Annotated in this window: 14 protein-coding genes; 7 read left to right on the plus strand and 7 right to left on the minus strand. The window is 30.3% G+C overall.

The genetic code is table 4. The annotated features are described in order from the left end of the window. Positions 1-21 precede the first annotated feature (21 nt). On the plus strand, positions 22-855 hold the full coding sequence (locus Q8852_RS00150) for a PQ-loop repeat-containing protein (RefSeq protein WP_305938005.1): 834 nt from the start codon (positions 22-24) through the stop codon (positions 853-855). 58 nt (positions 856-913) lie between these two features. Here the strand turns inward: Q8852_RS00150 and Q8852_RS00155 are convergent, their stop codons facing one another. The 4 genes from Q8852_RS00155 to def are packed head-to-tail and all read right to left on the minus strand — an operon-like array spanning position 914 to position 4212. Then, on the minus strand, positions 914-1474 hold the full coding sequence (locus tag Q8852_RS00155) for a DJ-1/PfpI family protein (RefSeq protein ID WP_305938006.1): 561 nt from the start codon (positions 1472-1474) through the stop codon (positions 914-916). Then, on the minus strand, positions 1474-2370 hold the full coding sequence (locus Q8852_RS00160; protein WP_305938007.1) for an MSC_0882 family membrane protein: 897 nt from the start codon (positions 2368-2370) through the stop codon (positions 1474-1476). Before Q8852_RS00160 ends, Q8852_RS00155 begins: the two co-directional genes overlap by 1 nt. Then, positions 2363-3655, minus strand: coding sequence for a hypothetical protein (locus tag Q8852_RS00165; protein WP_305938008.1), 1293 nt, complete (start codon positions 3653-3655; stop codon positions 2363-2365). Before Q8852_RS00165 ends, Q8852_RS00160 begins: the two co-directional genes overlap by 8 nt. After that, positions 3655-4212, minus strand: a complete 558-nt coding sequence (gene def, locus Q8852_RS00170) for a peptide deformylase (RefSeq protein WP_305938009.1) — start codon at positions 4210-4212, stop codon at positions 3655-3657. Before def ends, Q8852_RS00165 begins: the two co-directional genes overlap by 1 nt. A 64-nt stretch (positions 4213-4276) precedes the next feature. Between def and plsY the strand changes: the two genes are divergently transcribed. The 3 genes from plsY (at position 4277) to Q8852_RS00185 (ending at position 6932) form a co-directional block, all read left to right on the plus strand. Continuing rightward, entirely contained in the window at positions 4277-5101 is an 825-nt protein-coding gene (gene plsY, locus Q8852_RS00175; RefSeq protein WP_305938010.1) for a glycerol-3-phosphate 1-O-acyltransferase PlsY, read from the plus strand. Between the two features lie 103 nt (positions 5102-5204). Further along, a complete protein-coding gene (locus Q8852_RS00180; protein ID WP_305938011.1) occupies positions 5205-5636 on the plus strand; it encodes a hypothetical protein in 432 nt (143 codons plus the stop codon). A gap of 21 nt (positions 5637-5657) precedes the next feature. Beyond that, a complete protein-coding gene (locus tag Q8852_RS00185) occupies positions 5658-6932 on the plus strand; it encodes a DDE-type integrase/transposase/recombinase (protein WP_305938012.1) in 1275 nt (424 codons plus the stop codon). Between the two features lie 455 nt (positions 6933-7387). On the opposite strand, the gene Q8852_RS00190 is transcribed toward Q8852_RS00185, so the two are convergent. From Q8852_RS00190 to eno, 3 genes are all read right to left on the minus strand, one after another. Continuing rightward, on the minus strand, positions 7388-8920 hold the full coding sequence (locus tag Q8852_RS00190; RefSeq protein WP_305938013.1) for an IS1634 family transposase: 1533 nt from the start codon (positions 8918-8920) through the stop codon (positions 7388-7390). Beyond that, on the minus strand, positions 8859-9053 hold the full coding sequence (locus Q8852_RS00195; RefSeq protein ID WP_305938014.1) for a hypothetical protein: 195 nt from the start codon (positions 9051-9053) through the stop codon (positions 8859-8861). The genes Q8852_RS00190 and Q8852_RS00195 overlap by 62 nt, the downstream gene beginning before the upstream one ends. Before the next feature lie 190 nt (positions 9054-9243). Next, positions 9244-10605 (minus strand): phosphopyruvate hydratase, encoded by a 1362-nt coding sequence (gene eno, locus Q8852_RS00200; RefSeq protein WP_305938015.1) that lies wholly within the window; start codon positions 10603-10605, stop codon positions 9244-9246. A 317-nt stretch (positions 10606-10922) separates the two neighbouring features. Here eno and rpsL point away from each other — a divergent pair, with 317 nt between their 5' ends. From rpsL to fusA, 3 genes are all read left to right on the plus strand, one after another. Beyond that, entirely contained in the window at positions 10923-11333 is a 411-nt protein-coding gene (gene rpsL / locus Q8852_RS00205; RefSeq protein ID WP_305938016.1) for a 30S ribosomal protein S12, read from the plus strand. Positions 11334-11408: 75 nt separating this feature from the next. Then, positions 11409-11879 (plus strand): 30S ribosomal protein S7, encoded by a 471-nt coding sequence (rpsG, locus tag Q8852_RS00210; protein WP_305938017.1) that lies wholly within the window; start codon positions 11409-11411, stop codon positions 11877-11879. 14 nt (positions 11880-11893) lie between these two features. After that, positions 11894-13984 carry an elongation factor G gene (gene fusA / locus Q8852_RS00215; protein WP_305938018.1) on the plus strand — a complete coding sequence of 697 codons (2091 nt, stop codon included), beginning with the start codon at positions 11894-11896 and terminating at the stop codon, positions 13982-13984. The last annotated feature ends 95 nt before the right edge of the window (positions 13985-14079 follow it).

Here is a 14079-nt window from a genome sequence, read left to right on the forward strand (position 1 = left end):
AAAATAGTAAAATAAAACAGTATGTTAAAAGAACTATTTAATGAAGGAACAGCTGCTACAGTTACTACTGTAGTAGAAGCTCCAAAAAGTATGAGTATAACGTTCCAAATATTCCTTTGGATGTCTGTTGTATTCATTATCTCACTTAGCTTACCTCAATTATTTAAACTCATTAAAGAAAAAAGAACTGGAAATGTTAGTTTCTTATCATTCTGAATTTTCCACATCGGTATTCTTTTATGAGTAATCTGAGGTGCTACAAACCAATTAGGCCTAGGAATGCTAAATGTTATGATAGCTGATGGTATTTCATTATATGTTAATGGAATAATGACTATTCTTCTTTACTACCACAAAAAAGAATTCACAGTTAAACAAAAAGTTGCTGGATATGTTGGAGTAGGACTTACATGAGTATTAGGAGCTATGTTTATCGCATTTTATTGTGTTGATATGGCTGCATATAGTCAATTATCAGAAGCTGCTCAAAAAACATTTAAAGGTACATTCCAAGTAGCTGCTGGTGCTTCAACAGCTATGGGATTCATTTTCCCTGCATTTACAACTCTTGCATTTACACCACAATTAATTCAATCATTTAAAACAAATGAATGACAAGGAGTTACATATTGAATGTATGTTCTTTATGTTGTTAACAACATTATTTGAATCGTGTGATGAGGACTTGGTATGGGACTTGAATCATACAAAGCAACTCCAAACTACGGAAGTTTAATTGCCGGAATGGTATGACAAGTAATCTCGCTTACAATCTTTAGTATTCAATTAGGATTTACATTATATGACAAGGCCTTACTTAAAAAAGGAGTAGATCGTACTAAAAAAGCTGCTTAATAGCTTTATTCACAAGTTGAGCTTGTGATTTTTTTATAAAAAATATCCCGAAGGATATTTAATCACCATTGATTCTTAGATAAGTAGCTTGTTCTAATTCTTCACCATAAAGTTCTTTAATAATTCTAAGTCCAAGCAATGGGGCTGCGAATGCATTTTTACCTGTAATCAGTTTTCCATCCACTGAAGTCATTTCGTTTGAACGATTAGCTCCTCGTGTTGATAAACTTCATTCAGATGGATATGAAGAGTAAGTGCATTCAGATTTAAGAATCTTAGCTTCCATTAAAACATTTGGAGCATCACATATTGCAAATACATATTTATTTGAGTTGTAGAAGTATTTAACAATTTGTAAAGAAATTTTATCTTTACGTAAAGTTTGAGCACCTCTACCACCAGGGATAAAGATAGCATCATACTGATCAAAGACAACCATTTGTTCTACATCATTTAATTGAGTAATTCCAAATTGTCCTTGTGCTTGATAAATTTCAGGTGAGAAATAAGTGATTTGCTCCACTACATCAGCAGCTTTAAGCACACTAAGAGTAGAAGTTAATTCTATATCGTTGAAGTTATTTTCAACTAATACAAGTATTTTAAGTTTTGAATCCATTATTTTTTACTTCCTCTTTTAATTACACCTTTTCAAACTAAATAGAAGAAAAGGGCTAATGGTAATAAGACAACTATAATGAAAATAATTATATAAGCCTTAATTCATGCTTTATTTTCATTTCTTAATTCTGCATGAACTGAAGTTTTATATGTAGCAGCATCGCTTCCGAGTAACTCGCTAAGTTCTGCGATTCTTTTTCTATCATACATTTGCATAATAACAAATAAAACAGAAACAGCAATTGCAACAGCTAAATCAATTCAAAGCAATGTATAAACATTACCGAAAGCATTATTTAAAACTTGTTCCCAGACTATATTAATATTAATATAAAGAGTATCACCAGGTTGTCCGGTTTGGATGTGTCATACACCATTTCAAGTAAATAACAGTCCTATAAGGATAAAATTAAAGATTCCGAAATAAGTTAAGAAGAATGCAAAACATCATGAGAGACGCAGTTTCTTAAAACTTATTGATCTAAATGTATCAGGAATAATAGTTATAGCAGCAAAGTTCCCACTTAAACAATTTTCCTTACAGTTTTTTTGAGTTCTTTTTCAAGATTTATGTCTTGTTAAAGCTTTAGCAAATAAACTAAGCGAAATTAGGAAGACAACTCCACATAATACATATCATCCAATCCCTTGTTTAGGGTTATGGACTGTATTAAAGAAGTAGTTTAATATTATTCCAGTAACGCTTGCAAGGAATATTACAAACCAAAATAGGAATTGCATAATCGCAAGCGATTTTTCACGAGAAATAACTGTGTATAAGTTACTTGGAATAATACCTTCCTTATCAGTGCGATAGTTACTTTTTAAAGGTTTATCAAAAGCTGTAGGAACTTGTGTGGTCACTTGTTGTAAGTCAGGGTTTTGATTAAGCATTATAACCTCTTTGTAAAAGTTCTTCCTTAATTAATTTTGAGACTAATGAAGCTTGAGTTGAGGCTTTTTGATTGTCTTTAGGAAGTGGAGTTTTAGCTAATGTTTCAATTCAAGCCTTAGCAATTTCATTAGTGTTAACTTTTGAATTAATTTCTGAATTTGTATTTAATACAGATGCAAAAATATTAATTAATTTATCTTGTGTTTCTTCATTTACAGATGCGATTACATATTTAGTAATGTTTAAGTACTCTTCAGCTTCTTTTCCAGCATCTTTAATAGCATCTTGTGTTGCTTGGGTAATTTCAGTTGCAATATATTTGGTTAAAGCGTCTTTTTGTTTTTGAGTAGTTAATGTTAAATAAGTAGGATCTTTTTTAATTAATTCATCCTCATAATTTTTAACAGTATTTACTGCACCAGATTTTTGAACAATATCACTTGCATATTGAGCTGAAGCTTCAGAAATAACATTTTGAATTTGTTCATTGTTTAATAAGTTTGAAGCCGCTTGTAAAGCTTGAAGAGTTTCAATTATATTTTCTTTATTTCACTCTGATGGGTTCTTTTGAAGTAATTCAAATAATTTTGAGCCTTTAGTATAAAGTTCATATCCAGCTGCGATTCCTGAACCGATACCGCTTAATGAACCACCTTTATTTAAAGTTAAGATTTTAACACCTCAAGTAGTTGATTTAGTAGTCGAATTCGTATAAGGAATTGCTGTAGTTAGGATATTTCCAACTAATAAAGCTCCAGGAATAGTTAAGATAGCATTAGTACTTCCTCAAATAAATCTTGCAACATTATTATTTGCTGCTTTACCATTCATAACTCTTTGTTGCTGTTTATGTTTTCTTCGTCCTATTGTTGCTAATTGAACTATTGAACAAATAATAAAGAATAATACTCAAATGCTAAGATAAAAGACTAAAGCTAATAGCGTAATAGCAAACGGTAATGCTGATTTTGCTAACAGTTGAACTTCTTTTTGATCTTTAATATAAGCCTGTAATGTTTTTTCTAATGCTGTATAAGCAATAATTGAAATGACCATTGTTAAAGCTATATTAACCAATTTGAAAATAGATCATTTATAACGGTAAAAGAATCCGATAACAAAGGAAATTAATATAACTATTGTAAGAACTATAGGGAGTCAAATTGAGACATTTCCCATATTATTATTTATCCATTTTAATGCATTTACAAAAGAATCCATGTAAGTATTTGCACTTTGTGGTTGTGCGTTTGGGGCACTTTGTAAAAAACTAATTGAATCCATTATAAATATTGTGCTTTAGGTAATTTTTTTCAAGGATTTTTTTGTGAAATACGATCGATAAATAACATACCATTTAAGTGATCTAATTCATGTTGAAAGACGATAGCAATATATCCAGAAACCTCATAACGAAGTCATTTCTTTTCATAATAACTATAAGCATCAACTACAATACGATCTGATCTGTGAATGAAACCTTCTTGATTTGGTCAAGCTTCATCAACAGATAAACATCCTTCACCTTCTTCAAGAGCTATTTTTTTATTACTTTTAGCTACAACTCTTGGGTTAAACAATACATCTTTAAATGCTGTATTTCCTTGTGAGTCTTGCACATAGACATAAAAAACATTTTTAAGGATTCCATATTGCACTGCAGCAACACCTACTCCTGGTCTAAATTGTGTCCCTTCTGTTTGTGAATCATCAATGTGATATATCATTCTTTCTGCAAGTTCAATATCTTCTTCTTGAAGAGGAATTGGTACATCATGTGATTTTTTTCTAAGTACCTTATCAGGTAATTGTACGATTTTAATATCAAATTTTTTATTCATATCTTAATTATATATATTAAATTTTAAATTATAATTAATATATTATATTAATTAGGAGGTATTAATGACTGGTAATTTTGATATTTTGATATTTTCAACAGTATTACTAAATTTAGCTTTTTTACTGTTTGGATATTTAATTGGTTCATTAAACACTTCTATAATTTTTGGGAAATTTAAAAACAAAGATGTGAGAGATTCATTTTCTGGTAATGCTGGAGCAACAAACACTTCAAGAGTTTTTGGTGTTAAAATAGGCGTGCTAATTTTAATAATTGATGCCTTTAAAACTATAATGGTAGTTTATTTAGCTACAGGAATAGCTTATTGAGTTAATCAAGTTCCCCAAATCCATGGTAAACTTTATAGTTTTCAACAATATCAACCAATGATAGCAATTCCTTTATTAGCTGGATTAGGAGTGATCATCGGACACTGTTTTCCAGTCTTTTTTGGATTTAAAGGTGGAAAAGGAGTAGCTTGCACAATAGGGTTTATTATAAGTTATAATATTGTTCTTTTACCAATTGCTGCTGTATTCTTTTTTGCGATGATTTTTTGGAAAAAATATGTTTCACTCGCTGGTATAGTAACAGCAGTATTACTAATACCATTTGTTTTTATTCCTTGAATGTCAAATAGTGTTGTAGCCTTTCCTGCAAACTTTTACTGATTGAACTGGACAAAAGATTGAAATGTTCGTCAAAACTTTATACCAAGTGATCAATTAGGATATGTTAAGTATATCTCAACCACTGTGTTAAATGTTGCACCTGAATGTATGGGAATTATTTATGTTGCTGCTGCTGGAGTTCTTATTTCAATGCACAAAGATAATATTAAAAGATTAATAAAAGGTGAAGAAAGAAAGTTTTCAACTAAAAAATAAATTAAAGCAGGAGAAATTCCTGCTTTTATTATGAGATTTAATTAATAACACTTAAATATTATTAAAGTTGTAAAATTCTAATAATAGAAAGTGACTTATATCAATGGAACAAATAAAAACACATAATTTATTTAAAACTGTCTTAAACCAAAAAATAGTTTTAATATTTAATATTACATTTATCTTATATTGTATTCCGGCAATTATTATTTCAATTATGCTAGCAACTCACCCAGAATTATTTAAGGATTTTAATACAAATTGAATAGCACATAAAAAAACTCATCCTTGAGAGCACGAAATATCAGAAGTAAAAATATTAATGTTATGAGCTTCATATGTTGGATTTGCTTGAATATGTATTTTTCATGCTTATCTATTTCAAAGTGTATTTTTATTTATATGTGGTAATAAGTGATATTTATCTTTATTTCCTATTTTAGGTTATAAAAAATTAAATTTAAATAATGACAAAAAGAACTGAGCATACCTATTATTATGAATTAGGAGAAAAATACTAGACACATTCTTTTAAACGAAAGGAGTGTGTTTTTCTATGCCTAGAAAACAATTTACAAAAGAGCAAAAATTAAAGTATATAAATATCAGTTTAAATCAAGGAATTGAATATGCGATGATTCAATTTGTAGAAGATTTTTGAGAGTGCAGATATAAGGAAACTTATATTGCACGCACAAAGAAGAAAAATGTAAATCCATTTCATCGTGCGAAATGTAACATTAAGAAATGGATAAAAATATATAATACTGATATGAATAATTTAGAGTCTAAAACAGGTAAATCACCTAAAAAAGGGAAAGGTTCAGGAAGACCAAAAAGAACCAGTATTAATGATTTGAATGAACATGATAGAGATTTATATCAAGAAATAATGGAAGAAATATTAAATGATCATGGTATTTCTCCAAAAATAATTATTGAGAAAATCAAACAAAAGAAAGAACAAAATAAATCTTTTGAAAATCAAAAAGCTGCTGCTGAAGTATTGAAAATTAATAGAACTTCTATTTACACAAGTTATAAAAAAGAAGAAAAGATTGGTTCCAAGAATCAACATATAAATGAAAATATTATCGAATGAATAAATAATGAAATAACTTTATCAAAAGGGATTTTAGGGAGAGATAAATTATTTCACAAATACATCAATGAGATAGACTCAAACATTTCTTCTTATGTATTTAGAATTAATTATGAATTTATAGGACACAAATCAACAGCTTATAAGAGAAACAAGAAAGATAAACCTCCTAGAGAGGAAAAAAGTAGAAGTGTTTGAACACCAGATTTAGTAAATGGAAACTTCGAATCATCCTATTTTGGTGAAGTTTGACATGCTGATATCAAGTATGTTAAAGTAAACGGTAAATGACAGTATCTTCATGTTATAACAGAAACATATTCTCAAGCTATATTAGTTTGAGAATTATCGGAAGAAAGAACCGCAGAATCAACAATTAAATTAGTTAAAAGATGTATAGAAAAATTTGGAATTATTCCAAAGATTTTTCATACTGATCATGGTATAGAATATGCGAATTATATGTTTTCAGATTTTCTAAAAAATCTAGGAATCTTACAATCAATGTCTCCGAAAGGAAATTCATTAAGAAATAGACCGTCAGAATATCTATTCGCAATATTCCAAAGGGAATTATTTGACTTTTATGAAACTTCAAATATGAATTATGAAATAGTTTATAATTTAGTCACACTTTTTGTTAATTGATATAACACAAAAAGACCACAAAGAAATTTAGAATATAAAACACCATATGCTATTTCTAAGCATATGATGCTATGTGTCTAAAATTTGTATCCTAACTTACATACCTATTATTATTTCTTACTATTATATTTATAGGTATTGAAATTTTTTGTTATGTATTTTATATTGGTAATTTCAAAGATACTTTAGATGTTATTAAAGGACCATTATACAGTGCATTTACTACATATTTAATAACATTATTATCTTTAAACTATATGGGATATATTTGATATTTAATGTTTAAGAAGAAAATTTAATTCTTACTTAACTGTTGTCTAAATTAGTAAATTAGGCGGCGGTTTTTTATTTATAAGCACAAAAAAACTAAGGCTTACACCTTAGTTTATAAAATTATTATTTTTCAATGTTGTAGAATGCTTTTCTACCTTTAAATTCTGAAACTGAACCAAGTTCTTCCCGTGTTTCCAAGTTAATAAGGGTAAAAAAACGTGCAGTCCTTAATTTTAGGCCTGCACAATTTTTAATACTTGAAATTACATAGAAAAATCACTATTTAACAATTTAACTATATAGTTATATAAATCAATTTCCTCTTTTATATCATCGTTATTTCACATTTTTTCTTCTGTTACAATACCATCAACTTTTTTATAATTGATATTTGCTGCTTTAATAGCACCGATTATTTGTTGTGTTGTTACTTTATCTAACACACCAGTTAACATTTGTTGATTGTAGTTAACCTTTCAAGTTAAATAGTTTAAAACAACTAATGCTAAAAAACATATTGTTATATGACCGTAAACGTGTTCATCTTTTCTAACAAACATAGGTCTTGTTTCTAATGTAGATTTTAAATCTCTAAAATTATTCTCAATTCTTCATTGATTTTTGTATATTTCTAGAATTTCTCTAATAGTTAAATCAAATCTTGTAGTTTCAAAAACCACATATCCATCTAGTTTTTGATCTTCATGTACTTTTTCCATATCCATAACAAATCTTGATTGTTGGATTTCTGTAAAAAACTTATATTTTTTATATGAAATCATACTTTTAGCAGTTGCGCTGCCGCTTTCATCTTTAACTTTATTAAATCTTTCGATGACTTCATTTCTTAGTTGAGCATCTCTTTTAGCTTTGTATTTATCATAAATTACTACTTGTCTTACTTTTATGGCTTTATTTTCTTTAGTTACATTTACTTGTTCTACTTCTTTGCATAATAAACCATCTATATCTTTGTAATCTGTTTCACTTATAACGTATTCTTTAAATTTTTTGCTTTGCGCCTTTAATCTAACGGGAAAAATATAATTTAGTCCATTATTTTTTAGAAATAGTTTGTTTTGATAATCATTCATCCCTTTATCTGCGATAACTGTTACATTTTTAAGATTATAAATTTCCCCTAATTCATTAATTGTGGGTATTAAGGTTTTTGAATCAGCAACATTTCCTGGTAGTAATGCAAAATCTAAAGGAATTCCATTTCTATCTGTAACCATTCCAAGAACAACTTGATCCTCTTTGAATTTTCCATCTTTTGAATATCCACTTCTTTTTAATGTGTATTTTGATTTTAAGTTTTCATTTGTATTAACAAATGTTTCAAAATAAAGTGTTGTTGCGTCCATGAATACCAAATTAACATCACGGTTGGTATATTCATGGATTTTTTCATTCATGTTTTTGATTAGTTTTTGCTTATTTTCTGCAACAAAATCTAAGAAATTATAAACTGTGGATTTTTGTATATCTAATTCATTTGAGTACTTATTTTTAGTCTTAAAGCTTCTAATAAAACTTTCTGGTTCTAAAATTCTTTTAGCTACTAGGAAATTGAAAATTTCTTCAGCTTGTTTTCTTTTTCCGACATTTAAATTCTTAAATAAATCTATACCTTTTATAACTTGATAAATCAATTCAATACCGATGTTATATGTTCCGATTTCTACTTTTGTAAGTTTAAAAGCTTCTGCTAATTTACTTTTAACATAATCTTTATCAGCATCTAGTGGTAACGAAGCAGCTGAATTGCTTAATAATTTCCATCGCATCTGCATTTTGCTCCTGAAGTTTAGATAAATTACCAATACTAATGCTTCTTTCATACCCTTTACCATAACCACCTGATATTGCAAGGCTTACATAGTAATCATCTTTCTTTTTATTTTTTGTAACTAATCACTTTTTCATAGTTTTATTATATCATAATTCTATGTAATTATGTAATAAAAAAGCAAAAAAATTTTTATTAAGTCTATAAGCTATTTATTTCATAAATAGATTTCTTAAAAGCTAAAAAAGAGAAATAAAAAGTGTCTCCAACTTGGAAACACAGGATAAGCACAAAAAACTAAGGCTTACACCTTAGTTTATAAAATTATTATTTTTCAATGTTGTAGAATGCTTTTCTACCTTTAAATTCTGAAACTGAACCAAGTTCTTCTTCAATAGCTAATAAACGGTTGTATTTAGCAATTCTATCTGTACGTGATAATGAACCTGTTTTAATTTGTCCTGTGTTCATAGCTACAGCGATATCAGCGATTGATGTATCTTCTGTTTCTCCTGAACGGTGTGAAACAACTGCTGTCATGTTGGCTTTTTGAGCCATTTGGATAGCATCAAATGTTTCTGTAATTGAACCGATTTGGTTAATTTTAATTAAAATTGAGTTCATTGATTTTTCTTCAATAGCACGTTTTAAAATAGCTGTGTTTGTAACTGTTAAGTCGTCACCAACTATTTGAAGTGTATCACCCATTTCTGCTGTAAATTTCTTAAATCCATCTCAGTCGCTTTCTGCGAATCCATCTTCGATTGAAATGATTGGGTATTTAGCAACAAGGTCTTTAAGGTATTGTGACATTTCGTCTGATGTATATGTGAATTTAACACCTTCTAAGTGTTCAAATCCAGGTTTTCCTTCTTCAACAGCTGCTTTTAATTTTTTGAATGTGTAAATACCGTCTGCATATAATTCTGATGAAGCACAGTCCATTGCAATAGCAACAGCTTTTTCTCCACTTTTAGCAGGTGTATATCCAGCTGCTTTGATAGCTTCTACTAAGAAGTCTAAAGCTTCTTCGTGTGATTTGAAGTTAGGAGCGAATCCACCTTCATCACCAACTTGAACACCGTGTCCATTTTTCTTAAGTAATTTAGCTAAGTTGTGGAATACAAAGTTAGCCATTTGTAATGCTTCTCTGAATGATTTTGCGCCAACAGGCATAATCATGAATTCTTGGAAGTCGATTGTGTTAGATGCGTGTTCCCCACCGTTAATAACATTTAACATGGGAACTGGTAATTCGTGAGCATTAAATCCACCTAAATATTTGTAAAGTGGAATTTGTAATTCATTAGCAGCAGCTCTAGCAACAGCAAGAGAAACTCCTAAAATTGCATTAGCACCGAATTTAGATTTGTTTTCTGTTCCATCTAATTCAACCATTTTCATATCAATCTTACGTTGATCTGTAACTTCCATTCCTAAAATGTGAGGAACGATATCGTTGTTAACGTGGTTAACAGCTAACATAACACCTTTTCCTCCGAATCAGTTACCTTCGAATTCTGAACCTTTATCTCTAAGTTCTAAAGCTTCACGTGAACCTGTTGAAGCTCCTGATGGAACTTTAGCGATTCCGTATCCACCGAATTCTGTAAATACTTCAACTTCAACAGTTGGGTTACCACGTGAGTCTAAAATTTCACGTGCATGAATTTTTGTAATTGCTGACATTTTTTGTCTCCTTTATATATTAAGATTTGTTTATTTGCAAATAATTATTAATCTTTATAAGATTAATAGAATTATAACACTATTAAAAAAGCTTTTTTTATGCAAAATTAGAAAAAATATTTTTAATCCAGCATCAAATATCCCTTATATATAAAAGGAAAAGCACTAAACTAAAATTAGCAAAAAAAATTAAAAAAATACGACACACACGGCTAAGTTGTTATATAATTGTTTTGCTATTTTAGATAGCCTAAAATAAATTATTTAAATTAATCTTTATTTTTACAAAAAATATTTTTATAAGAAAGGAAGCAGAAATGCCTACAACTAACCAATTAGTTACAAATGGTCGTAGCTCAAAAACAAGAAAACAAAATGCTCCTGCATTAAGTGTAAGCTACAACTCATTAATTAAAAAAGCTAAAAAAATGGCTTCACCATTTAAACGTGGTGTATGTACTCGTGTTGCAACAATGACACCTAAGAAACCTAACTCAGCTTTACGTAAATACGCTCGTGTTAAATTATCAAACGGAATGGAAGTTACAGCATACATCCCTGGAGAAGGACACAACTTACAAGAACACTCTGTTGTTTTAATCCGTGGTGGACGTGTTAAAGACTTACCTGGGGTTAGATACCACATCGTTCGTGGAACACAAGATGCAGCTGGTGTTGCAAAACGTAACCAAGGACGTAGTTTATACGGAGCTAAAAAAGCTAAATAATAAATTAAGCATAATTTTTAACAATTAATTCATTAATAAATAAACACAAATCAATTAAAAAATAGGAGGACAATTATGTCAAGAAAAAAGAGTGCACCTATCCGTGAAGTACTTGCAGATCCAGTTTTTAATTCTGTAATCGTTACAAAATTAATTAACCAAATTATGCTTGACGGAAAAAAATCTATCGCTCAAGATATTTTATATTCAGCATTTAACATTATTAAAGAAAAAACAAATAGAGAACCAATGGAAGTTTTCTTAGAAGCAGTAGAAAACATTACACCTCAATTAGAAATTAGAACACGTAGAATTGGTGGAACAAACTACCAAGTTCCTACAGAAGTTTCTCCTCGTAGAAAACAAACATTAGCACTTAGATGATTAGTACAATACTCAAGATTAAGAAACGAAAAAACAATGGATGTTCGTTTAGCTAATGAAATTATCGATGCATCAAATAAAACTGGTGGAGCTATCAAAAAACGTGAAGATACACACAAAATGGCTGAAGCTAACCGTGCATTTGCACACTTCAGATGATAGTGGTATAGGAATATATGGCTAGAGAATACGAATTAAAAGATTACCGTAACATCGGTATTATGGCTCACATCGATGCAGGAAAAACAACAACTACAGAAAGAATCTTATTCCACACAGGAAAAATTCACAAAATTGGTGAAACACACGATGGTGCTTCACAAATGGACTGAATGGCTCAAGAACAAGAACGTGGAATTACAATTACATCAGCTGCTACAACAGCATTCTGAAAAGGAAAAAGAATTAACATTATCGATACTCCAGGTCACGTTGACTTCACAGTTGAAGTTGAACGTTCACTTCGTGTATTAGATGGTGCGGTTGCTGTTCTTGATGCTCAATCAGGAGTTGAACCACAAACAGAAACAGTTTGAAGACAAGCTACAAACTACAAAGTTCCACGTATCGTTTACGTTAACAAAATGGATAAAGCTGGTGCAGATTTCGCTGCTTCAGTAGCATCAGTTAGACAACGTTTAGGTGGTAACGCAGTTGCTATCCAATGACCAATTGGGGCTGAATCAGATTTCGAAGGATTAATCGATTTAGTTACATTAGAAGCAATTAAATACAACGGAGAACCACAAGAAGATGAATTTCCAACAGAAATTCCTGCTCATTTAGAAGAAATCGTTAAAGAAAAACGTCAAGAATTACTTGAAGCAGTTGCTAACTTTGACGAAGACTTAATGATGGCTGTTCTTGAAGGCGGAGACGTTACAGTTGAAGACTTCAAAAAAGGAATCAGAAAGGCTACATTAACATCAGAATTCTTCCCAGTTGTATGTGGTACATCATTCAAAAACAAAGGTGTTAAGAGAATGATCGACGCTGTTGTTGATTACTTACCATCACCTATTGATGTTCCAGCTATTTCAGCTTACGAAGGTGATAAAGAAGTTAAAGTTGAAGCTACAGATGACGGAAACTTTGCTGCTTTAGCATTCAAAGTTATGACTGACCCATATGTTGGATCACTTACATTCTTCAGAGTTTATCGTGGAGTTCTTGAAAAAGGAAGCTACGTTTACAACTCAACAAAAGAACAAAAAGAACGTATTGGACGTATTCTTCAAATGCACGCAAACAACCGTGTAGAAATTGATGAATGTCGTGCAGGAGATATTGCTGCTGCTGTTGGTCTTAAATATACAACAACAGGGGATACATTGATCGATGAAAAATCACCAAAAATCGTATTAGAAAAAATGGTGTTCCCAGAACCAGTTATCTCACAAGCTCTTGAACCAGAATCAAAAGCTGCTACAGAAAAATTATCATTAGGACTTCAAAAATTAGCTGCTGAAGACCCTACATTTAGAACATACACAGATGAAGAAACAGGACAAACAATCATCGCTGGTATGGGTGAATTACACCTTGATATCATTGTTGATCGTTTAAAACGTGAATTTGGTGTTAAAGCTAAAGTTGGTGCTCCTCAAGTTTCATACCGTGAAACAATTACAATCCCAGCTGAAGTTGAAGGAAAACACATCAAACAATCTGGTGGTAAAGGACAATACGGACACGTATGAATTAAATTTGAACCAAACCCAGATGGCGGATTTGAATTCGTTGACAAAATCGTTGGTGGTAAAATTCCTAAAGAATACATTAAATCAATCCAAAAAGGACTTGAAGAAAAAATGGCTGCTGGTATTTTAGCAGGTTACCCAATGATCGATATTAAAGCTACATTATTTGATGGATCATACCACGATGTCGATTCATCTGAAATGGCTTACAAAATTGCTGCTTCTAAAGCTCTTACAAAAGCTAAAGATAAAATTGGTACAGTATTACTTGAACCAATCATGGATGTTTCTGTAGTTGTACCTGCAGATCACATGGGGGATGTAATCGGTGACTTATCACGTCGTAGAGGACTTGTTAATGATCAAGAACAAAGAAACGATGGTGCTGTTATTGTTAAAGCAATGGTTCCACTTTCAGAAATGTTCGGATACTCAACAGAACTTAGATCTATGACAAGTGGTCGTGGAACATACCAAATGCAATTTGATCACTACGAAAAATGTCCAAAATCAATCGCTGATGAAATTATCAAACGTAGAAACATTCAAGATAAAGACGAAGATTAATATTCATTATCATAATTAAGATGGCTTCGGCTATCTTTTTTATTTTTTCATAAATCTACTTGTTTTTTTTTTTTTTTTTTTGTAGAATGGAATTG

The sequence above is a fragment of the Mycoplasma seminis genome (genome assembly GCF_030718845.1).
In the GTDB taxonomy this organism is placed as follows: Bacteria; Bacillota_I; Bacilli_A; order Mycoplasmatales; family Metamycoplasmataceae; genus Mycoplasmopsis; species Mycoplasmopsis seminis.